Raw genomic sequence first — 21,889 nt, 5'->3', positions numbered from 1 at the left:
GGCGACTCCTTCCGTGGACCGCCTACCGGGTTAGCTGTCGGGTTCGGGCGGTTCGGAAGGGCTGCCCTACCGGCCCGTGCGAGGCGCAGCGGGACGGATTCACCCCAGGATCATGGTGGGTCCCCGGCTCCGGACACGTCGGGATCGGCGCGCGTCGGACTCGGCGGAGGCCGCGCGGCCCGGCGTGGTTCGCCGGTTTGGGGGGACGTGCGGCCCGCGGAGCACGCTAGCCAACTCCTGTGGCGCGGGGGAAGATTGATGTTCGATATGCCCGATACGTTTTCGTGACTTTCCGCACCCCCGTGCCCTCCCCGGCGCCGCCGCGACGCGGCTCACCTGCGGCGTGGCCCGGCGTGACCGTCCGGTGGCACCCCGTGGACGGCGCCGGGCGGCCGCGGTGGTGGCCGGAACCCGGGGTGGTTTGTCAGTGGGGCCGCCTAGACTCGGGAGGCGATGAGCAGCCTCTTTGACGACAGCTTCCTGGCGGACCTCAAGCCCTCGCAGGGCGCTGAGGAGGAGCCCCCGCCGCCGCCCGAGGACAGCGCTCCGGAGCCGATTCCGGACGACCTGTTCGACGGGAAGTTCGACGCGCCCGCACCCCGGGACGGGTACTACCGGGACGGCGCCCCCCGTCCGGCCCTCGACCCGGCGGCGCTCCTCGACGGGCTGAACGAGAATCAGCGCGCGGCCGTCGTGCACGCGGGATCCCCCCTGCTCATCGTCGCGGGCGCGGGCTCCGGCAAGACCCGCGTACTGACCCACCGCATCGCGTACCTGCTCGCCGAGCGCGGGGTGCACCCCGGCCAGATCCTCGCGATCACGTTCACGAACAAGGCCGCGGGCGAGATGAAGGAGCGCGTCGAGCAGCTCGTCGGCCCGCGCGCGGGCGCGATGTGGGTGTCGACGTTCCACAGCGCGTGCGTGCGCATCCTGCGCCGCGAGTACAAGAAGCTGGGCTTCACGTCCTCGTTCTCGATCTACGACGCCGCGGACTCCAAGCGCCTGATGGCCCTGGTCTGCCGGGACCTGGACCTGGATCCGAAGAAGTTCCCGCCGAAGTCCTTCAGCGCCAAGATCTCGAACCTGAAGAACGAGCTGATCGACGAGGAGGACTTCGCCGCCCAGGCCGCCGACGGCTTCGAGAAGACCCTCGCCCAGGCGTACGCGATGTACCAGTCGCGCCTCCGCGAGGCCAACGCCCTGGACTTCGACGACCTGATCATGACGACGGTGCACCTCCTGCGCGCCTTCCCGGACGTCGCCGAGCACTACCGCCGCCGCTTCCGGCACGTCATGGTCGACGAGTACCAGGACACGAACCACGCGCAGTACGCGCTGGTGCGCGAGCTGGTCGGCCCCGCTCCGGCGGAGGGCGAGGAAGGCGAGGCGCCCGGCGAGCTGTGCGTGGTCGGTGACGCCGACCAGTCCATCTACGCCTTCCGCGGCGCCACGATCCGCAACATCCTCCAGTTCGAGGAGGACTACGCGGACGCCACCACGATCCTCCTGGAGCAGAACTACCGCTCCACGCAGACGATCCTCAGCGCCGCCAACGCGGTCATCGAGCGCAACGAGAGCCGCCGCCCCAAGAACCTGTGGACGAACGCGGGCGCGGGCGCCGGCATCACCGGCTACGTCGCCGACACCGAGCACGACGAGGCGCAGTTCGTCGCCGACGAGATCGACCGCCTCACGGACGCGGGCGACGCGAAGGCCGGCGACGTGGCGATCTTCTACCGGACGAACGCGCAGTCGCGTGTCTTCGAAGAGATCTTCATCCGCGTCGGCCTGCCCTACAAGGTCGTCGGCGGCGTCCGCTTCTACGAGCGCAAGGAAGTCCGCGACGTCCTGGCCTACCTGCGGGTCCTCGCCAACCCGGAGGACGGCGTACCGATGCGCCGCATTCTGAACGTGCCGAAGCGCGGCATCGGCGACCGCGCCGAAGCCATGATCGACGCGCTCGCGCAGCGCGAGAAGATCTCCTTCCCGCAGGCCCTGCGCCGCGTGGACGAGGCGTACGGCATGGCGGCCCGCTCGGTGAACGCCGTCAAGCGGTTCAACGCCCTCATGGAGGAGCTGCGCACCGTCGTCGAGTCGGGCGCGGGCCCGGCGGTCGTCCTGGAGGCTGTGCTCGAACGGACCGGGTACCTGGCCGAGTTGCAGTCCTCCACGGACCCGCAGGACGAGACGCGCATCGAGAACCTCCAGGAACTGGCCGCCGTGGCCCTGGAGTTCGAGCAGGAGCGCCAGGAGGGCGAAGCGGGGTCGCTGTCCGACTTCCTGGAGCGGGTGGCGCTCGTCGCCGACTCCGACCAGATCCCCGACGAGGAGGACGACGGCTCGGGCGTCATCACGCTGATGACGCTGCACACCGCCAAGGGCCTCGAATTCCCCGTCGTGTTCCTGACGGGCATGGAGGACGGCGTGTTCCCGCACATGCGCGCCCTCGGCCAGACCAAGGAGCTGGAGGAGGAGCGCCGCCTCGCGTACGTCGGCATCACGCGCGCGCGGGAGCGGCTCTACCTCACGCGGTCCTCGATGCGCAGCGCCTGGGGCCAGCCTTCGTACAACCCGCCGTCGCGCTTCCTGGAGGAGATCCCGGCGGCTCACCTGGAGTGGAAGCGGACGGGTTCCGTCGGCGCACCCGCCTCGTCGGGGCCCGCCGGGGGAGTGGCGTCCTCGCTGTCGTCGTCGCGCTCGCGCGCGGGGGGCGCGCAGGGCTTTGCCACGCGCCGGGCGGCGGAGAAGCCGGTGGTCTCGCTCGCCGTGGGCGACCGCGTCACGCACGACCAGTTCGGCCTCGGCACGGTGGTCGGTGTGAAGGGCAGTGGGGCGAACGCCGAGGCGACGGTGGACTTCGGCGGGGAGAAGCCGAAGCGCCTGCTGCTGCGGTACGCGCCGGTCGAGAAGCTCTGAGCGACTCTTCGTGGAGGGGTCCCGGCCGCCTCCACGAAGAGGGCGGCGGTGCTCGCGTCCGCCTACGTCGGGTCCAGGCCGTGGCTGCGCAGCCACGGCAGGGGGTCTATCGCCGAGCCGCCGCCGGGGCGCACCTCGAAGTGCAGATGGGGGCCGGTGGAGTTGCCGGAGTTCCCGGAGAAGGCGATGGTGTCGCCCGCCTTCACGGGGCCGTTGGAGATCTTGTGCGTGGAGAGGTGGCAGTACCACGTCTCCGTGCCGTCCTTGGCGGTCACGATCGCCATGTTTCCGTAGGCGCTGTTCCACTTCGTGGAGACGACTCCGTCGGTCGCGGCCATCACGGGCGTGCCGTACGACACCGGGAAGTCGATGCCGGAGTGCTGCGACATCCAGTTGATGCCCGCCTGGCCGTAGTACGCGCTCAGGCCGTGCTGGGCGACGGGGAGCGCGAACTTCGGGCGCAGCCGCTCCTTGCGCGCGGCCTCGGCGACCGCCTTCCTGTGCGCGGCGTCCTTGGCGGCCTTGAGGTCAATACGTTCCTGCGTACGGCTCGCGCGGTCGGCGAAGTCGCCCGCGTCGGCCGAGAGGTTGGCCAGCTGGGTGTCGAGCTTGTTGTTCGCGGCGGACGGCTGCACGGACGCGGTGTCCGGGGCGGAGGCCGCCCGCGTCTCCTTGGTGTCGTCGTCGCCTCCGCTGAGGCCGCCCACCGAGGCGGCGGCCACTCCCGCGACGCCCATCACACATGCCGACGGCACGGCGACGGTGAGCAGCGCGGAACGCTTGGCGGGGGAGCGGCGCGACCGGGTGCGGGTGCGCGGGGCGGCGGCGCGCGCGGAGCGAGGGCGCTCGGCGGGGGCGTGCTCGCCGAGGTTCGCATCCGCTTCGATGCCGCCGGGTGCGTCGCCGGGCGTGTCGTCGGCCGTGAACTCGTGCTCGCCGGTGGCCGGTTGGCCGTACCCGTCGGACAGGGAGTCGCCGTTCTCGTAGGCGTCGCCCGCGTCGGGGGCTGCCGCGGCGGTCCCGTCCGTGGCCTCGGCGCCGTACGTCTCGGGTGTCGCGCCGTACGGCTCGTGGCCGCCGTCCGCGTTCCAGGCGGTGGCGTCGTACGCGCCGGTGTCGAAGACCTGGGTGGCCCACTGGCCGGTCTGCTGGGCGTCGGCCCAGGTGCCGACGTCCCAGGTGGCGGTGGCGTCGGGGCCCGGCTGTGACGGGATGTCCGCGAGCTGCTGATACCCGCCGGTGTCCCACATGCCCGTGGTGTCGTGGCTGCCCGTGTCGTACGGGGAGAGGCCCTGCGGGGCGCTGAACCCGTCGTGACCCAGGGGCTGGCGGCCCGTGGTGGCCCACTGGCCGGTGTCGTAGGCCTGGCCGGGGAGCTCGCCGAAGAGCGGGTCGGAGGGGAAGCCTCCGCCGACCGCGAATCCGGAGCCGGAAGTGTCGAAGACGCCCGTGCCGTCATAGCCACCTGGGGCGTTGAACCCGGTGGCGGCGAAGGTGCCGGTGGCGTAGCCGTCGTACCCGTAGCCGACGTGCTGCGCGCTCTGGTCGTAGGAACCGTAGGGAGCGTAGTCGGCGTCGGGTGCCGGGGCCGGAGTGGGGGTCCCCGGCGGGTGACGGTCGTTCACCAACTTCTCTTTCGCCTCGACAGCATGGGGGCTGGCAGCGCAGTGCCGCGACTGTACCCGGCGGTATGCGGGCGCGACAATCTTCGGCAGGTTCCGCGTTCGCAGGAAACGGGCATTCGGCCGCCTTTCGGCGGACTGTGGGCACAGGCTTGGCCTTGCGTTCGAGGAATGTTCGAGGTCATTCGAGGTCAGGGGCCTTCGCGGCGTGCGGCTCTGGGACCGTCAGGCCGTCAGTCCGTCGGTCGACGCCGGGGTGTCGGCGGCCGGGGCCGCGAGGTCGAGCGCCTGCCGGATCGCCGAGGCGACGGCGGGGTGCACCGGCAGGGCGAGGTGCCCGATGCCGGAGACGCGGACGTTCTGCGCGCTCAGGTCGGGGTGGTCGACGCAGGCCGTCTCGACCGGGTCCATCACCTGGTCCAGCTCGCTCCAGAAGCTCACGAACTGCGTACGGCAGCCCGGCGCGGGCTCCCGCAGCTCCTCGATGACGTCCGAGCCCGGCCGCATCTGGCGGACGATCGGGTGCGCGTCCGCGAGCGGCACGACGCGGGTGCCCGTGTGCGGGGTGCCGAGCGTGACCAGCGTGCGGACGCGGGCGTCGCCGCCGAGCCGCTGCGTGTAGTAGCGGGCGATGAGGCCGCCGAGGCTGTGGCCGACGATGTCCACGCGCTCGTGTCCCGTGCGCTCGCAGATCTCCGCCACGTGGCGGCCGAGCAGCTCGGCGGCCTGGCGGATGTCGCAGGTCAGCGGCGAGTAGTTGAGGGATTCGAGGTGCTGCCTGCCGTGCTGGGCGAGGCTGCGGCGCAGCAGGACGAAGACGGAGCGGTTGTCGATGAAGCCGTGCAGGAGCAGGACCGGGGGTTTGTCGCGGTCCGGCAGCCGCGGGGCGTCGGGCGGCGGTGGCTGCGGCGCCGGGCGCCGCTCCTGGACGATGCCCGAGGGGTACAGCAGCAGGTGCCCGGCGAGGATCGCGAGCTCCAGGGCTGTCGCCTTCAGCAGGGCGAAGGGGAGTCCCGCCAGGCGCGCGGGCAGCAGCGCGGCGCAGAGGCGAAAGGGGTGGATCCTGGTGACCGTCATGTCGACCTCCCGGTCGGCACATGGGCAGACACCCTTGTCCCCCGTGTGCCTCTCATGGGAAGCCGTGACCGAGGCATGACGAACCACGATGCGTCGCACCACGGACGAAGCCCCGCCGCCCCCGTGCCGTGCGGCTGACGGCACGGGGGCGCGGCGGCGGCCTCGCGGCGGCTCCCCTCGCGCGGCCCCCGGCTCTCGCCCCGTGAAACGGGGACGGCGCGCAGCGAACGTGTCCCACCGTGTGATTTCCCCCTCCCTCTCCACCACGAAACTGCGTGCTGCGGGATGCTGGAGATAACGTTCGTTCACCTACCCGGCCGGTGCGGCGCGGGGTATCCGTGCTGGGACAGCGGTATTTCCGTACATGGACGTCGGTACATGGAGGCAGTGATGGGTGTGGGAGCCGGTCCGATCCGCGTGGTGGTCGCCAAGCCGGGCCTCGACGGCCACGATCGCGGGGCCAAGGTGATCGCGCGGGCGCTGCGCGACGCCGGCATGGAGGTCATCTACACCGGCCTGCACCAGACGCCCGAGCAGGTCGTCGACACGGCCATCCAGGAGGACGCCGACGCGATCGGCCTGTCCATCCTGTCCGGGGCGCACATGACGCTGTTCGCCCGCGTCATCGAGCTCCTGAAGGAACGCGACGCGGCGGACATCCAGGTCTTCGGCGGCGGCATCATCCCCGAGGAGGACATCCCGCCGCTCAAGGAGATGGGCGTCGCGGAGATCTTCACGCCCGGGGCGACGACCACGGCGATCGTGGAGTGGGTCCGGGCGAACGTGCGGCAGCCCACCGAGGCGTAGACCGGCGCGCGGCGCTCCGTGGGGCCGGGCCCTGAGGGCCTCTCCGGGCCGGGCGGCTTCTTCGGGCCGGGCTTCCCTGGGCCGGGCTTCCCTGGGCCGGGCGGCTCCTCTGGGCCGGGCTTCCCGGGCCCCGGGCCGGGTGGGGACGTGCTTCAAGGGGTGAGTTCCTCCCGCATCTCCGCGCGCAGGCGCAGGGTGGTGACCAGACGCTGGAAGGCCTCCGACCAGTAGCCTCCGGCGCCGGGCGCGGCGTCCTCGCGCTCGTCCGGCACGGCGGTGAGGGCGTCGAGCCGCACGGCCTCGGCCGGGTCGAGGCAGCGCTCCGCCAGCCCCATGACGCCGCTGAAGCTCCAGGGGTAACTGCCCGCGTCGCGCGCGATGTTCAGCGCGTCCACCACCGCGCGGCCGAGGTCGGGGGCCCAGGGCACGGCGCACCCGCCGAGCAGTTGGAAGGCCTCGGACAGGCCGTGCGCGTCGATGAAGCCCGCCACCCACGTGGCCCGCTCGGGCGCGGGCAGGGCGGCCAGGAGCTTGGCGCGCTCCGCCAGGGACACCGCGCCCGGGCCCGCCGCGTCGGGCGCCGACGGGGCGCCCAGCAGCGCCCGTGACCAGATCGCGTCGCGCTGGCGGACGGCGGCCCGGCACCACGCGGCGTGCAGCTCGCCGCGCCAGTCGTCCGCGACGGGGAGCGCCACGATGTCGGCCGGGGCGCGGCCGCCGAGTCTGTGCTGCCAGGTCGCGAGGGGTGCGGCCTCCACCAGCTGGCCGAGCCACCAGGAGCGCTCGCCCCGGCCCGCGGGCGGTTTGGGGGCGACCCCGTCGCGCTCCATGCCCGCGTCGCACTCGTGCGGGGCCTCCACGGTGAGCGTCGGGGTGCTCGCGGTGCGGTCGAGCGCCACGCAGGAGGAGGCGCGGTCGGCCATGCGGGCGGCGAGCGCCGAGGCCGGCAGGGCGGACAGGAGCTCGGCGGCCGTCGCGCGGACGTTGCGGCTGCGGTCGGCTAGGGCCTGCTCCAGGAACGGCTCGTCGGCCGGGCCCAGGCCCGTGCGCAGCGAGTCGAGGAACATCAGCCGGTCCTCGGCCCGCTCCGTGGTCCAGGTGTCGGCCAGGAGCTCGCGCGCGGCGGTGGGGTCGTGGTCCCGGAGGGTGGTGAGGAGTGCGACGCGCTCCGCGAACAGGCCCTCCTGCCAGCGGCGTTCGATTTCCGCCCGGCCTTGTGCGCCGGTGGCCGCGGCGCGGTGCGGGGCGGCGCGCAGCGCGAACTTCCAGTCCGGGTTGAGCCCCGCGAGCCACCGGGCGCGCGGGCCCGCGAAGGCCAGGGCCTGGGGGCGCAGGTCGGTGCGGCCGCGGGCCGCCGTCAACAGCGCGGGCAGCAGCTCCGGCGGGGCGGCGAAACCTCGGTCGATGGCCAGGGTCAGCCACTGGGGCAGCAGTTCCATCAGGTCGGGCGCGGTGCCCCGGCGGCCGCCGCCCGCCGTCGGATGGTCGGCGAGCAGGCTCGCGAGGCGGCGCCGGGCCGCGGGCGGCACGACGGGCCGGGGGTCCTCGGGAGCGGGCTCGGGGCGCGCGGCGGCGGGCGCGGGGCGCAGGCCCGCCCTGCGGTGCACCGTCTGGACGGCCGCCGCGTCCAGGAGGGCGACGGGGGCCTCCTTGCCGGGCGCGTCCAGGGGCGGGGTGCGCCGGTCCGTGCCCAGGAGCGCCGTCGTGACGAGCTCTTCCCAAGGGATGCGGGTGAAGGCCGCCGCCGCTCGGGCGGGGAGCGGGTCGGCCGGTGTCTGCGGGCGGGAGGAGCCGGGCCGGGTCTCCGCCGCGGGTGCGGGGGGTCGCGGGGCGGTCGGCTCCGTACGGGGCGCGCGCGTCGTCCGCGCGCGCGTGGCGGGTGTCGTCATCTTCGCTCCCTCTCCTGTCACAGCCGTACGGTCTCCGTTCACAGCCGTACGGTCTCCGTCGAGCCGTCCGCCCAGGCCGCCAGCGGGGTGAAGCCCTGGTGGCCGCATTCGCCGAAGACGGTGAGCGGGGCGCCTCCGGAGAGGGCGACCAGGCGCCAGAGGCCGGAGCGGGACGCGGCGGACGGGGAGATGGGCAGGGCCGAGTCGCCGTCCGCGTCGGCCAGTTGCCATTCCGCACCGGAGCCGGAGCCGGAGCCGGAGCCAAAGCCGGTGCTGGAGTCGGAGGCAGAGGCGTGGGCCGGGACCGGTATCACCCGGGCCAGGGTCGTCGGCCACGCGTCCACCCATGGGTCGTCGCGCAGCGCCTCGCCGTAGCGGGCCGTCGCCGCTGCCGGGGTCAGGCCCGGCGGGCGGCCCGTGGCGGGGGCCGGGGCGCTGAACTGCTCGCCCAGGTCGGCGCGGAGCCCCTGTGCCGCCGGATCGGCCGCGTACGGAACCAGCTCGGCGTCCAGGGCCAGGCCGACCGGCAGGCTGAGGGCGGGGGCGCGGCCCGCAGCCCCGTACGACAGGAGCAGGGCCGTGCGCCCGGACCGCTCGCCGTACACCCACACGCGGCGCGTGGTGAGCTTGCTGTCCGCCGTGTCGTACTGCGCGAGGACCTGCCACACGTCCCGGACCGGCGCGCCCCGGGCCGGCGCGGGCAGGCCGACGCGGGAGCGGACCGTGGCCGCCAGCGGGGCGGGCAGCCGGTCGCGGTGCAGCCAGCCCGAGGCCAGCAGGTGCAGCAGGGCGCACTCCTCCAGGAGCCGGGCGGGCCAGCCGGATCCGGAGGAGGGTATGGCACCCAACTCCCGCACCCGCGCGGCCAGTCCCGGGGCCTGGGCGTCGACCATGCGGGCGGCCGTCTCCTCCCACAGGCCGTACCCCGACTGCTCGGCGGTGGCCAGGCCGCCGCGCAGCAGGTCGGCCAGGCGGCGCTCCAGCTCGGTCGCGCCCGCCGTCACGCGCTCGGCCCGGCGCTCCGCCCGCTTGCGCGCCGCCTCCGGGTCGGCGGCCGTCCGCTCCGGCGCCGCGCTCGGACTCCGCTTCGTCTCCGCTCTCGCGCGCCGCGAGTCCAGCCACTGCCGCGCCCAGTCCGGCGGCGGGGCGCCGTCCTGCACCGCGTCCGCCGAGCTCTCAGGGCTCGCCGTGCCGCCCGGGCCCGCCCAGAGCAGCAGCAGGCCGAGCGCGTGCTTGCAGGGGAACTTGCGGCTCGGGCAGCTGCACTTGTACGCGGGGCCCGCCGCGTCCGCCACGTCTATCACCGTCCGGTACGGCTTGCTGCCGCTGCCCTTGCACAGTCCCCACACCGCCCCCTCGCCCGAACTGCCCGTCTGCGACCACGGCCCGGCGCCGCCGAGCCTGCTTCCCGCCTTGCGTGACGATGCGTCAGGTGCCAGTGCCAGCACCTGGTCCGCCGTCCAGCGCACCCCCTGCTGAGTCATGTCGTCGACGGTAGGTCCCGCCACTGACAATCAGCCGCGATGGCGACAACCGTGCAGGTCACAGGCGTGCGGGGGTCGATTGTCAGTGGCGTGGTGCACCGTGGAACCACATCGCGGCCGAGCCGTCGGCGAGGCCGCGTCGTTGCCGACGCATGCGCGCTTCGGGTGGCTCGCGCATGCCCGAGCTCGAGGGGGGACCACCATGACCGTTTCCGTGGAACCGACCGGCGGACGCGCCACGTCCGCCACGCCCGCGAGGCCCGCGGAGGGCGGCGGGGAGCGTGCGACGCAGGAGCTGCGGCCGCACGCCGAGGACGCCTTCGCCGCCGAACTCGCGGCGCTCGCCGCGCAGGACGACCGGCCGCGCCCGGCCCGCTGGCGGCTCTCGCCCTGGGCCGTGGCCACGTATCTGCAGGGCGGCACGCTGCCGGACGGAACCGTCATCACGCCCAAGTACGTGGGCCCGCGCCGCATCGTCGAGGTCGCCGTCACCACGCTCGCCACCGACCGCGCCCTGCTGCTGCTCGGCGTGCCCGGCACCGCGAAGACCTGGGTGTCCGAGCACCTCGCCGCGGCGGTCAGCGGCGACTCGACGCTCCTGGTGCAGGGCACGGCGGGCACGCCCGAGGAAGCCATTCGCTACGGGTGGAACTACGCCCGGCTGCTCGCCCACGGCCCCAGCCGCGACGCGCTCGTGCCCAGCCCCGTCATGCGCGCCATGGCCGAGGGCATGACGGCCCGGGTCGAGGAGCTGACCCGCATCCCCGCGGACGTCCAGGACACGCTGATCACGATCCTGTCGGAGAAGACCCTGCCCATACCGGAGTTGGGCGAGGAGGTGCAGGCCGTCCGCGGCTTCAACCTGATCGCCACGGCGAACGACCGCGACCGCGGGGTCAACGACCTGTCCAGCGCGCTGCGACGCCGCTTCAACACGGTGGTGCTTCCGCTGCCGGAGAGCGCCGACGCCGAGGTCGACATCGTCGCGCGCCGCGTCGACCAGATCGGGCGCTCCCTCGACCTGCCCGCCGCGCCCGACGGCATCGACGAGATCCGCCGCGTCGTCACCGTCTTCCGCGAGCTGCGCGACGGCGTCACGGCGGACGGCCGTACGAAGGTGAAGTCGCCGAGCGGCACGCTCTCGACGGCCGAGGCGATCTCCGTGGTCACCAACGGCCTCGCGCTCGCCGCGCACTTCGGAGACGGCGTGCTGCGCCCCGGTGACGTCGCCGCGGGCATCCTCGGCGCGGTCGTACGGGACCCGGCGGCGGACGCGGTGGTCTGGCAGGAGTACCTGGAAGCGGTCGTGCGCGAGCGCGACGGGTGGAAGGACTTCTACCGCGCGTGCCGCGAGGTGAGCGCGTGAGCACCGCCACGGCACGGGCCGGCGGGCCGCTGCTGCTCGGGGTGCGGCACCACGGCCCCGGCTCCGCGCGCGCGGTGGGGGCCGCGCTCGACGCGGCGGCGCCGGGCGTGGTCCTGATCGAGGGCCCGCCGGAGGCCGACGACCTCGTACGGCTGGCCGCGGACGAGGACATGCGGCCGCCGGTGGCACTGCTCGCGCACGTGGTGGACGAGCCGGGCCGGTCGGCGTTCTGGCCGCTCGCGGAGTTCTCGCCGGAGTGGGTGGCGATCCAGTGGGCCGTGCGGCGGGAAGTGCCGGTGCGGTTCATGGACCTCCCGGCCGCCCACACGCTCGCGCACCGCGATGAGGAGCCGGGCGGGCCGGTTCCCGGCAGGGGGGACCCCCTCGGCACGCTCGCCGACGCCGCGGGGTACGACGACCCGGAGCGCTGGTGGGAGGACGTCGTCGAGCACCGCGGTGCTGGCGCCGACCCGTTCGCTCCGTTCGAGGCGCTCGGCGAGGCCATGGGGGCGCTGCGCGAGACACCGGGCAGCGGCGGCGAGCCCCGGGACCTGCTGCGCGAGGCGTACATGCGGCTGCAAGTGCGGTCGGCACAGCGGGAGTTCGGGGCGGAGGGCGTCGCCGTGGTCTGCGGGGCGTGGCATGTGCCCGCGCTGCGGCACCGGACGACCGTGGCCGCGGACCGGGCGCTGCTCAAGGGCCTGCCGAAGGTCAAGGTCGACATGACGTGGGTGCCCTGGACGCACCGCCGCCTGGCCCGCAGGAGCGGGTACGGCGCGGGCATCGACTCGCCCGGCTGGTACGGCCATCTGTTCGGCGCGCCCGACCGGCCCGTCGAGCGCTGGCTGACCAAGGTCGCGGGACTGCTCAGGGAAGAGGGCAGGATCGTGTCGTCCGCCCACGTCATCGAGGCGGTGCGGCTCGCCGGCACGCTCGCCGCGATGCGCGGGCGGCCGCTGGCCGGGCTCGCCGAGACGACCGACGCGGTACGGGCCGTGATGTGCGACGGCTCGGACGTGCCGCTCGCCCTGGTGCACGACCGGCTCGTCGTCGGCGACGTGCTCGGCGAGGTGCCGGAGTCCGCCCCGGCCGTGCCCCTGCAGCGGGACCTCAGCCGCCTCCAGCGCAAGCTGCGGCTCAGGCCGGAGGCGCTGGAGCGGGAGGTGGAGCTCGACCTGCGCAAGGAGACCGACGCGGCGCGCAGCAGGCTGCTGCACCGGCTGCGGCTGCTCGGCGTCGACTGGGGCGAGCCGGTGCGGTCGCGCGGCAGCACCGGGACGTTCCGGGAGACCTGGCGGCTGCGGTGGGAGCCGGAGCTGTCGGTGCGGGTCGCCGAGGCGGGGGTGTGGGGCACGACCGTGGCGGGCGCCGCGACCGCCAAGGCGGAGGCGGACGCGGTGGGCGCGGAGACCCTCGCCGACGTCACCGCTCTGGCGGAGCGGTGCCTGCTGGCCGAGCTGCCGTCGGCCCTGCCGGTGGCGATGCGCGTGCTCGCCGACCGGGCGGCCCTGGACGCGGACGTGGGGCACCTGGCGGAGGCGTTGCCCGCGCTGGTGCGGTCGCTGCGGTACGGGGACGTGCGGGGCACGGACACCGGGGCGCTGGGAGAGGTGGCCCTCGGGCTCGTGGAGCGGGTGTGCGTGGGGCTGCCGTCGGCCTGTGTGGGGCTCGACGCGGAGGCGGCCGAGGGGATGCGGGGGCGCGTGGACGCGGTGCACGGGGCCGTGGGGCTGCTGGGGTCGCTGGCGGCTTCGGCCGCGCCTGAGCCGGGCCCCGCGGACGCGGTGCCGGGCGGCGGAGGCCGCGCCCGCCCTTCCGGCCCGGGGGCCCGGCCGCCCACAGCGGGAGCTGAGGCGCCCCCGGCGGGGGCCGGTGTGCGTGCGCGGTGGCTTGGGGTGTTGCGGGGGCTCGCTGGTGGGGAGCGGGTCGTGGGGGTCGTCCGGGGGCGGTGTGCTCGGTTGTTGATGGATGACGGGGCGCTGCCGGAGGGGGAGGCCGCGCGGTTGATGGGACTCGCCCTGTCCCGGGGGAGCGAGCCCGGTGAGGCGGCCGCGTGGATCGAGGGCTTCGTCGGCGGGGGCGCGGGCGGCGGAATGCTGCTCGTGCACGACGAGCGGCTGCTCGGGCTCGTCGACCAGTGGCTCACGGGAGTGTCGGCCGAGGCATTCGTCGACGTCCTGCCGCTGCTGCGGCGGACCTTCTCCGCGTACGAGGAGGGGGTGCGGCGCACGCTGGGCGAGCTGGTGCGGCGGGGGCCCGGCCGGGGCACTTCCGCGGCGGCCGCCGCCGGGGTGCCCGGGTTCGCCCAGGAGCTGGACCGGGAGCGGGCTGACGCGGTCCTGCCGGTGGTGGGGCTGCTGTTGGGGCTGGGTGGAGACGGGTTCGGGGACGCGGACGATCGACTCAAGGGCGGTGGCGACGTGTACGCAAGCGCGGACGACGGTGACGGTGACACGGGCTGGGGCGGCGGCCGGGGCGACGGCCGAGGCAGCGGCTCCGGCAGCGGCCGCGCCACGGCCGTACGGGACAACGGCCTTGTGGGGGCGGCCTGATGACCCCTGCGGAGGCCACGCCCCCGCGGGGGCCGCGGGGGGCGCTGGGCCTGTGGAAGTCACGAGTGGCGCGGCGGTCGAGGAGGCCACGGAGGGCGTGGACGGCGTGAAAGGCACGGAAGCGATGGAGGTCATGGAGAGCGCGGGCGAGGTGGCGGCCGTGCAGGTCGCGGATGGCGCGGAGGACACGGCGCGAGCAGGTGGCGCGGAAGTCGTGCGGGCCACGGATGACGCTGAGGCCACGGAGGGCATGGACGTCATGGAAGCCACGGAGGAAACGGGCGGTGGTGAGGGCGTGGGCGGTGGTACGGAGGGTGAGCGGTTGCGGCGGTGGCGGCTTGTGCTGGGCGGGGGTGGGGCGGACGGGACGGGGTGTGCGTTGGCGGGGCGGGACGTCGCGATGGACGGGGCGCTGTCGTCGTTGTACGGGGGCGGGGGACGGAAGAAGGACCGGGGGCAGGGGCGTTCGGCGGGGCTCGGGGCGTCGGCGCCCGCGGTGGCGCGCTGGCTCGGTGACATCCGGACGTACTTCCCGTCGTCCGTCGTGCAGGTCATGCAGCGCGACGCGATCGACCGCCTCGGCCTGTCCGCGCTGCTCCTGGAGCCGGAGATGCTGGAGGCGGTGGACGCGGACGTCCATCTGGTCGGCACGCTGCTCTCGCTGAACCACGCGATGCCGGAGGAGACGAAGGCCACCGCGCGAGCGGTCGTGCGGAAGGTCGTCGAGGACCTGGAGAAGCGGCTCGCCACCCGTGCCCGGGCCACGCTCACCGGCGCGCTCGACCGCAGCGCGCGGGTGCGCAGGCCGCGCCATCACGACATCGACTGGAACCGCACCATCGCGGCCAACCTCAAGAACTACCTGCCCGAGTACAGGACCGTGGTCCCCGAGCGGCTCGTCGGGTACGGGCGGGCCTCACAGGCGGTGAAGAAGGACGTCATCCTCTGCATCGACCAGTCGGGTTCGATGGCGGCGTCCGTCGTCTACGCCTCGGTGTTCGGCGCGGTCCTCGCGTCCATGCGGTCGATCAGCACGCGGCTCGTGGTGTTCGACACCAGCGTGGTCGATCTGACGGACCAGCTCGACGACCCCGTGGAGGTGCTCTTCGGCACCCAGCTCGGCGGCGGCACCGACATCAACCGGGCGCTCGCGTACTGCCAGTCCCGGATAGCCCGCCCGGCCGACACGGTCGTGGTCCTGATCTCGGACCTGTACGAGGGCGGGATACGGAACGAGATGCTGAAGCGGGTCGCGGCCATGAAGGCCTCCGGCGTGCAGTTCGTGACGCTGCTCGCGCTGTCCGACGAGGGGGCGCCCGCGTACGACCACGACCACGCGGCCGCGCTCGCCGCCCTCGGCGCGCCGGCGTTCGCCTGCACCCCCGACCACTTCCCCGACGTGATGGCCGCGGCGATCGAGCGCCGACCGCTGCCCGTACCGGACCGGAGCAGTACTCGTCGGTAACGGGGTCGTGCGGCTGTTCGCGGGCGGGACGGCGAGCGGCGGTGTCCGGGCCCTCGCGAGGGCGGCGCGCCGTGCGGCGGCTGGTCGCGGGAGCGAACGGGCGGGGTCCGTCGGGAGCGTCACCGGCGGGGCCCGCCCGGGCCCGGAGGCCGTGAGGGGCCGCGCCGAGGGGCCGCTCGCGGCCCGCCCGCCTACCACGCCGGGCACGATCTGTGACCGTCATCACCGCGCAAATGTGATCTGCGATTTAGGGACGCACGTCCCACGGCGATAACCTGCGAGACGGACATGCCGCGTACCGGACTCTTCGGCTACGCCTCCCTTGTGACAGCGCAGTCACGTTGCCCTTCGCGGCACGCCCACGCAGAGCACGCAGAGACTGAAGCCGCTAGCGACAGCGGCGCGAGATCACTGAAAAGGGACGGACGCGCGTGGACCTGTTCGAGTACCAGGCGAGGGACCTCTTCGCCAAGCACGGTGTACCGGTGCTGGCCGGTGAAGTCATCGACACGCCTGAGGCGGCGCGCGCGGCGACTGAGCGCCTTGGCGGCAAGTCGGTAGTGAAGGCGCAGGTGAAGGTGGGCGGCCGCGGCAAGGCCGGCGGCGTGAAGCTGGCGGCGACGCCGGACGAGGCCGTCGCTCGCGCCACGGACATCCTCGGCATGGACATCAAGGGCCACACGGTCCACAAGGTGATGATCGCCGAGACGGCCCCGGAGATCGTGGAGGAGTACTACGTCTCCTTCCTCCTGGACCGCACCAACCGCACCTTCCTCTCCATCGCCTCCGTCGAGGGCGGCATGGACATCGAGGAGGTGGCGGCCACCCGCCCGGAGGCCGTCGCCAAGACCCCGATCGACGCCAACAAGGGCGTGACCCCGGAGAAGGCGCGGGAGATCGTCGAGGCCGCCAAGTTCCCGGCCGAGGTCGCGGACAAGGTCGCCGACGTCCTGGTGACGCTGTGGGACACCTTCGTCAAGGAGGACGCCCTCCTCGTCGAGGTCAACCCGCTGGCCAAGGTCGCCTCCGGCGACATCCTGGCCCTGGACGGCAAGGTGTCCCTGGACGCCAACGCCGACTTCCGCCAGCCGGAGCACGAGGCCCTTGAGGACAAGGAGGCAGCCGACCCGCTCGAGGCTGCCGCCAAGGCCAAGGACCTCAACTACGTCAAGCTCGACGGCGAGGTCGGCATCATCGGCAACGGCGCGGGTCTGGTCATGTCGACCCTCGACGTCGTCGCCTACGCCGGTGAGAACCACGGCGGCGTCAAGCCCGCCAACTTCCTGGACATCGGTGGCGGCGCCTCCGCCCAGGTGATGGCGAACGGCCTGGAGATCATCCTCGGCGACCCGGCCGTCAAGTCCGTCTTCGTCAACGTCTTCGGCGGCATCACCGCCTGTGACGAGGTCGCCAACGGCATCGTCCAGGCGCTCGCGCTCCTCGAGGAGAAGGGCGAGAAGGTCGAGAAGCCGCTCGTCGTCCGCCTCGACGGCAACAACGCCGAGCTGGGTCGCAAGATCCTCTCCGACGCCAACCACCCGCTGGTGCAGCGCGTGGACACCATGGACGGCGCGGCCGACAAGGCCGCCGAGCTCGCGGCTGCGAAGTAAGGGACGAGGGACCAAACAGCCATGGCTATCTTCCTCAACAAGGACTCCAAGGTCATCGTCCAGGGCATGACCGGTGCCACGGGCATGAAGCACACCAAGCTCATGCTGGGTGACGGCACGAACGTCGTCGGCGGCGTGAACCCGCGCAAGGCGGGCACCACGGTCGACATCGACGGCACCGAGATCCCGGTCTTCGGCACCGTCGCCGAGGCGATGGAGAAGACGGGCGCCAACGTCTCCGTCCTCTTCGTGCCGCCGGCCTTCGCCAAGGCCGCCGTCGTCGAGGCCATCGACGCCGAGATCCCGCTCGCGGTCGTCATCACCGAGGGCATCGCCGTCCACGACTCCGCCGCGTTCTACGCGTACGCCGTGGAGAAGGGCAACAAGACGCGGCTCATCGGCCCGAACTGCCCGGGTCTGATCACCCCCGGCCAGTCGAACGCGGGCATCATCCCGGGCGACATCACGAAGCCGGGCCGCATCGGCCTGGTCTCGAAGTCCGGCACGCTCACGTACCAGATGATGTACGAGCTGCGGGACATCGGCTTCTCGTCGGCCGTCGGCATCGGTGGCGACCCGGTCATCGGTACGACGCACATCGACGCCCTGGCCGCGTTCGAGGCCGACCCCGACACCGACCTGATCGTGATGATCGGTGAGATCGGCGGCGACGCCGAGGAGCGCGCGGCGGACTACATCAAGGCCAACGTGACCAAGCCGGTCGTCGGCTACGTCGCGGGCTTCACCGCGCCCGAGGGCAAGACGATGGGCCACGCCGGCGCCATCGTCTCCGGCTCCTCCGGCACGGCCGCCGCGAAGAAGGAGGCCCTCGAGGCCGCCGGGGTGAAGGTCGGCAAGACCCCCACCGAGACGGCGAAGCTGGCCCGGGCGATCCTGGCCGGCTGACCTCCACGGTCCACAGAAGCGGGCCCGCACCCCTGACGGGGGTGCGGGCCCGCTTCTGTGCTCCCGGGGCTAGGACGCCTCCGGGGTGAGGCGCTCCGGGCCGGGGTGGGGCGCCGACCGCAGCTTCTGCTTGAGGGTCTCGTCCTCGGGGGTCAGCGGGCCCGGGCCCATGCGCGGCGGGACGCCGCTGATGGCCTTGCCGGAGGGCACGGGCGGCTCGTAGCGGGTGGGGGCCGTGCGCAGGGTCAGGGCGGTGGCGGTGACGATCAGCGCGGTGAAGGCGATGGCGGCGCGGGTCCACAGCCGGGCGCGGCGTTCGCTCGCGGTACGGACGCGGGCGGGGCGCGGGACGACGAGGCGCTCCGCGCCGCCCAGCGCGGTCAGCCGCTCGGCCAGGTCCTCGGGCCGGTCGGCGAGGTCGAGGCCGGGCAGGTGCGCGGCCACCGTCCCGCGGGCGCTGAGCAGCCGGCCCGCCGCGGTCGGGGTGCTGGCCTCCGTCTCGGCGGCGGTCTCGGGCAGGTCGAGCCCGACGCCGTCGTAGAGCATCAGGGTGCGGCGCTGCGCGGGCGGCAGGCCGAGCAGGGCGTCGAGGACGGCGCGGTCGGACGCGTCGGCGGGCGGCGTGTCCGGGTGCCGCAGGCCGGGGCGGAAGCGGTGCCAGGGGGACAGCGCGTACTCGTGGGCGGCCGCGCGGACCCAGCCCGCCGGGTCGCGGTCCACGGCGACCTCGGGCCAGCGCTGCCAGGCGAGCTGGAAGGCGCGCTCCACGGACTCGGTGGCGAGGGCGCGGTGGCCGGTGAGGGCGTAGGTCTGGCGGAGCAGGGCCGGGGCCGTACGGGCGCAGAGGGCGTCGAAGGCCTCTTCGGCGGTGGCCGGGGGCGCGGGTTCGGCCTGCTCGTCGAGGGGCGGAGCGGGGGCCGGGGCATCGGGAGTCGGGGCGTCGGGGGGCGGGGCCGCCGCTTCCGCGAGGGATTCCAGGAGCTTCGCGTAGGCCGCGCGTCTGCTGCCGCGCGGCTCGGTGCGGCCGGACTCCCAGGAGCGGACGGTCTCGCGGGTGACGCCCACGAGGGCGGCGAGCTGGGCCTGGCTCAGCGGCTTCGTCTCGCGCAGCCTGCGGCGTTCCTCGGGGGGCGGCAGCGAAGGGGGTCCCCCCTGCTCGGGCGAGGCCGCGAGCTTGGGGGAGGCCGGGCTCTGGGTCATGGCTCGCCGTCCCGCCGTACGAAAAAGAACATAAACGTATCTTGGGCGACACATCCGGTATTCGCCTGTTACGCCGTGAAAGCGCGTGTCGTTGGGAGCATGGCGGGGTGACCCACCTCACCGACTCCGGCTCCTGGCCGCCGCCGCAGGAACAGCCGAACGCGTCCGCCGTGACGGGGCGGACGCATGACGGTTCGTCAGGGCTCGCCACGGGGGTGCTGGGCGGGGCGATCGCGGCGGGGCTCGGCCTCGGCGCGTTCGCGGTCCTGGTGATGGTCCTGTGGATCAGCTCGCCGTACCCGGACAGCGGGCCCGACGGGGCGCTGCACGTCGCCGCGTCGCTGTGGCTGCTCGCGCACGGCACGGAGCTGATCCGCACCGAGACCCTGTCCGGGGCGCCCGCGCCGGTCGGCGTGACCCCGCTGCTGCTGCTCGCCCTGCCGTGCTGGCTGCTGCACCGGGCCGCGCGGGACGCGGCGGACCCGCAGGGGCGTGCGATGGGAGTGCGGGCGGCGTGGTGGGGCGTGGTCGCGGGCTACCTCCTGGTGGGGCTCGCGGCGACGCTGTACGCGGCGGGCGGTGAGCTGCGGCCGTCGTGGCCGAGCGCGGTGTGGCACGTGCCGGTGCTCGCGGTGGCGGCGGCGGGCTCGGGTGTGTGGACGGCGCACGGGCGGCCGCGGGGGCCGCTGCCCGGGGTGGTGACGCGCGCGGGGGAGCGGCTTCCCGCCGGGGTCCGGCGCCTCTTCGTACGGGACCGGGTGCGGGCTGCCTGCCGGGCCGCGGCGGCCGGGACGGTGTTGCTCGTGGGCGGGGGCGCGCTGCTCGTCGGGGTGTCGCTCGTGCTGCACGGCCCGCTGGTGCGGGAGTCGTTCCTCGAGCTGACCGGGGTGTGGTCGGGGCGGTTCGCGGTGCTCCTGCTCGCACTCGCGCTGCTGCCGAACGCGGCGGTGTGGGGCGCGGCGTACGGGCTCGGGCCCGGGTTCGTGCTCGGTACGGGGACCGTGGTCGGGCCCCTGGGTGCGGGGGCGGCGCCGCTGCTGCCGGAGTTCCCGCTGCTCGCGGCGGTGCCGGGGGCCGGGGGCGGGTCGCCGTTCACCTGGGCGGCGGGGGCGGTGCCGGTGGTGGCCGGGGGCGCGGTGGGGTGGTTCGTGGCGGGGGCGGCGGCCCCGGCGTACGGGGAGCGGGAGGAGGCGTGGCCCGCGGGGCGGACGGTGCTCGTGGTGCTGGGGGCGGCGGTGGGGTGCGGGGGCGCCTGCGGAGTCCTGGCGGGGGCGGCCGGGGGCGCGATGGGGGTGGGGGGGCTTGCGGAGTTCGGGCCTGTGGGGTGGCTCACGGGGGTTGCGGCGGGCGCTTGGGTGGGGGTGGTGGGGGTGCCGGTTGCGTTGGGGGTGCGGGGGTGGCGGGTGCGGGAGCCTCGGGCTGGGCGGGTGCGGGGGCCTCGGGCCGGGTGGGTACGGGGGCCTCGGGCCGGGTGGGCCGCTCGCCTGGCGGGCCGCCTCCGCCCTTGGCCCCGCCGGGCCGCGCCCTCCGCGCCCTCTGAGCCGGGGGTCTCACTGCCGGGGGCTTCCCAGCCTGGGGCCCCGCTGCCGGGGGCTTCCCAGCCGGGGCCCTTGCTGCCAGGAGCTTTCCAGCCGGGGGCCTCGCTGCCCGGGGCTTCGCTCCCTGGGAGTTCGCTGCCCGGGGCCTCCCTCCCAGGGACCTCCCGTCCCGGGACTTCCCTTCCTGGGGCCTTTCCTTCTGGGCCTTCGGCCCCTGGGGGCTCCTCGGCGGGGCCTTCCTTGCCTGGGGATTCCGTTTCTGGGCTCTCCGCGGTCGAGTTCTCCGGGGCTGAGCCGTCCGGTTCGGAGGCTTCCGTGTCTTCCGGATCCTTCGAGCTTCCTGAGCCACTGGAGCCCTTTGAGCCCTTGGCGGAGGAGCCTCCGGGGGTGCCGTCGCTCTTCGAGCCGTACGACTTCCTGCCGGAGCGGGATGAGGGGGCTCCGGGCGGAAGTGGAACCGGAACGGGAACCTGAGCCGGGGGCTGGCGCCGCGCCGCGGGGCCGGTCCCACCCGCCCGCCCCTGCCTGGCGGGGCTCAGGCCTGCGGTCCGCGTCGGGTTCGGTTTCGCCTGGCCTGGTCTGTTCCGTGCCGTCAGGGGGCGGGCCCTGCTGAATGGTTGGCTGTGCCCGGTGTGGCCTCTCCTCGGTGTGGGCCGCTCGCCCGCGGCCCCGGCGCCCGGGTCCTCTGCGCGCCCACCGGCTCGGTCCCACCCGCTCGCCCTCGCCCGGCGGGGCTCAGCCCTGTGGCCCTGGCTGGGGTTTGGCTTTGCTGTAGCTGGCCTTTGTTGATCGGTTGCTCGGTGCCTGGGGCTGTGCCCGCCCGTCCCGCCCTGCGGGACGATTGCCCACAGGGGTGCTGTCGGGGTGGGCCTTGGGCTGGGCGGAGTTGATGTGGTGTGGGGTGGGCCCGCCGCCCGCCCCCGCCGGGGTGTTGGGTTCGGGGCACGGTGCTCGGGGCCTCGGCTGGCGAAGCGGGGGAGTTTCGGGTGGGTGGGTGGGGAAGTCCGTCGCGGTAGCGGCGGAAGCACCCACCGGGCGGTGGCGCTTCGCGTCGGGGCCGGGCCGGGCCGGGCGAGGCCGGGGAGTGCTGGGCGGGCGGTGGGGAAGCCCGTCGCGGTAGCGGCGGTACGGGCCCACGGGGCGGCAGCGCTCCGCGTCGGGGTTCGGCCCGGCAAGGCCGGGGAGCGCCGGGTGGGCGGGTGGGAGAGCCCCCGCCGCGGCAGCGCCGGGCCCCGGCCCGCAAGCGCAGGGCCTCCACGCGTCGGGGCCGGTCCTGGAGGTGGGCAGGGCCGGAGGCAGGCCGGAGCGAGGGCCTGGCGGGAGCCGGGGCGGGCGCAGGCCAGGCTGAGGGCTGAGGGAAGCCGGGCTGAGGGCGGCGAGCGGAGGCCGGACTGAGGCGAGGGCCGGGTTGAGGGGCGGGCGGGGCTGAGGCGAGGGCGGGGCTGCGGCGAGGGCCG

Annotated in this window: 13 protein-coding genes and 1 riboswitch; of the genes, 8 read left to right on the top strand and 5 right to left on the bottom strand. The window is 74.6% G+C overall.

The window, feature by feature from the left end:
• Window positions 1-4: 4 nt before the first annotated feature.
• Window positions 5-160, bottom strand: a riboswitch (cyclic di-AMP (ydaO/yuaA leader).
• A gap of 293 nt (window positions 161-453) precedes the next feature.
• On the top strand, window positions 454-2,916 hold the full coding sequence (pcrA, locus tag AC5WAM_RS16435) for a DNA helicase PcrA (RefSeq protein WP_495523015.1): 2,463 nt from the start codon (window positions 454-456) through the stop codon (window positions 2,914-2,916).
• Between the two features lie 62 nt (window positions 2,917-2,978).
• Here pcrA and AC5WAM_RS16430 read toward each other — a convergent pair whose 3' ends face one another.
• Both AC5WAM_RS16430 and AC5WAM_RS16425 read right to left on the bottom strand, forming a co-directional pair.
• Window positions 2,979-4,541: a M23 family metallopeptidase gene (locus AC5WAM_RS16430; protein ID WP_495523014.1), complete on the bottom strand. Its 1,563-nt coding sequence runs from the start codon at window positions 4,539-4,541 to the stop codon at window positions 2,979-2,981.
• Between the two features lie 222 nt (window positions 4,542-4,763).
• Window positions 4,764-5,615, bottom strand: coding sequence for an esterase/lipase family protein (locus AC5WAM_RS16425; protein WP_495523013.1), 852 nt, complete (start codon window positions 5,613-5,615; stop codon window positions 4,764-4,766).
• A gap of 390 nt (window positions 5,616-6,005) precedes the next feature.
• Between AC5WAM_RS16425 and icmB the strand changes: the two genes are divergently transcribed.
• The gene (gene icmB / locus AC5WAM_RS16420; protein WP_138961378.1) at window positions 6,006-6,422 is read left to right on the top strand and encodes a coenzyme B12-dependent isobutyryl CoA mutase small subunit; all 417 of its coding nucleotides are present in this window, start codon (window positions 6,006-6,008) and stop codon (window positions 6,420-6,422) included.
• A 152-nt stretch (window positions 6,423-6,574) separates the two neighbouring features.
• On the opposite strand, the gene AC5WAM_RS16415 is transcribed toward icmB, so the two are convergent.
• Together AC5WAM_RS16415 and AC5WAM_RS16410 are read right to left on the bottom strand one after the other, a co-directional pair.
• Window positions 6,575-8,311, bottom strand: coding sequence for a DUF5691 domain-containing protein (locus tag AC5WAM_RS16415; RefSeq protein WP_495523012.1), 1,737 nt, complete (start codon window positions 8,309-8,311; stop codon window positions 6,575-6,577).
• 38 nt (window positions 8,312-8,349) lie between these two features.
• Window positions 8,350-9,795 carry an SWIM zinc finger family protein gene (locus AC5WAM_RS16410; RefSeq protein ID WP_495523011.1) on the bottom strand — a complete coding sequence of 482 codons (1,446 nt, stop codon included), beginning with the start codon at window positions 9,793-9,795 and terminating at the stop codon, window positions 8,350-8,352.
• Window positions 9,796-9,997: 202 nt separating this feature from the next.
• Between AC5WAM_RS16410 and AC5WAM_RS16405 the strand changes: the two genes are divergently transcribed.
• The 5 genes from AC5WAM_RS16405 to sucD all read left to right on the top strand — a co-directional run bounded on the left by AC5WAM_RS16405 (window position 9,998) and on the right by sucD (window position 17,694).
• Complete coding sequence (locus AC5WAM_RS16405) at window positions 9,998-11,161, top strand: ATP-binding protein (protein WP_366789200.1); 1,164 nt, start codon at window positions 9,998-10,000, stop codon at window positions 11,159-11,161.
• The gene (locus tag AC5WAM_RS16400) at window positions 11,158-13,713 is read left to right on the top strand and encodes a DUF5682 family protein (RefSeq protein WP_495523010.1); all 2,556 of its coding nucleotides are present in this window, start codon (window positions 11,158-11,160) and stop codon (window positions 13,711-13,713) included. The genes AC5WAM_RS16405 and AC5WAM_RS16400 overlap by 4 nt, the downstream gene beginning before the upstream one ends.
• A 259-nt stretch (window positions 13,714-13,972) precedes the next feature.
• Window positions 13,973-15,178 carry a VWA domain-containing protein gene (locus AC5WAM_RS16395; protein WP_495523597.1) on the top strand — a complete coding sequence of 402 codons (1,206 nt, stop codon included), beginning with the start codon at window positions 13,973-13,975 and terminating at the stop codon, window positions 15,176-15,178.
• A gap of 431 nt (window positions 15,179-15,609) precedes the next feature.
• Window positions 15,610-16,788: an ADP-forming succinate--CoA ligase subunit beta gene (gene sucC / locus AC5WAM_RS16390; protein WP_138961381.1), complete on the top strand. Its 1,179-nt coding sequence runs from the start codon at window positions 15,610-15,612 to the stop codon at window positions 16,786-16,788.
• 21 nt (window positions 16,789-16,809) lie between these two features.
• Entirely contained in the window at window positions 16,810-17,694 is an 885-nt protein-coding gene (gene sucD, locus AC5WAM_RS16385) for a succinate--CoA ligase subunit alpha (RefSeq protein WP_138961382.1), read from the top strand.
• Between the two features lie 69 nt (window positions 17,695-17,763).
• Here the strand turns inward: sucD and AC5WAM_RS16380 are convergent, their stop codons facing one another.
• Entirely contained in the window at window positions 17,764-18,894 is a 1,131-nt protein-coding gene (locus AC5WAM_RS16380; protein ID WP_495523009.1) for a helix-turn-helix domain-containing protein, read from the bottom strand.
• Between the two features lie 107 nt (window positions 18,895-19,001).
• Here AC5WAM_RS16380 and AC5WAM_RS16375 point away from each other — a divergent pair, with 107 nt between their 5' ends.
• Window positions 19,002-20,906: a cell division protein PerM gene (locus AC5WAM_RS16375; RefSeq protein WP_495523008.1), complete on the top strand. Its 1,905-nt coding sequence runs from the start codon at window positions 19,002-19,004 to the stop codon at window positions 20,904-20,906.
• Window positions 20,907-21,889: the final 983 nt, after the last annotated feature.

It is taken from the genome of Streptomyces sp. JLYT201 (assembly GCF_059448825.1).
Note: the sequence above shows the minus strand (reverse complement) of the source record. Positions and strands in the feature narration are given on the sequence as shown.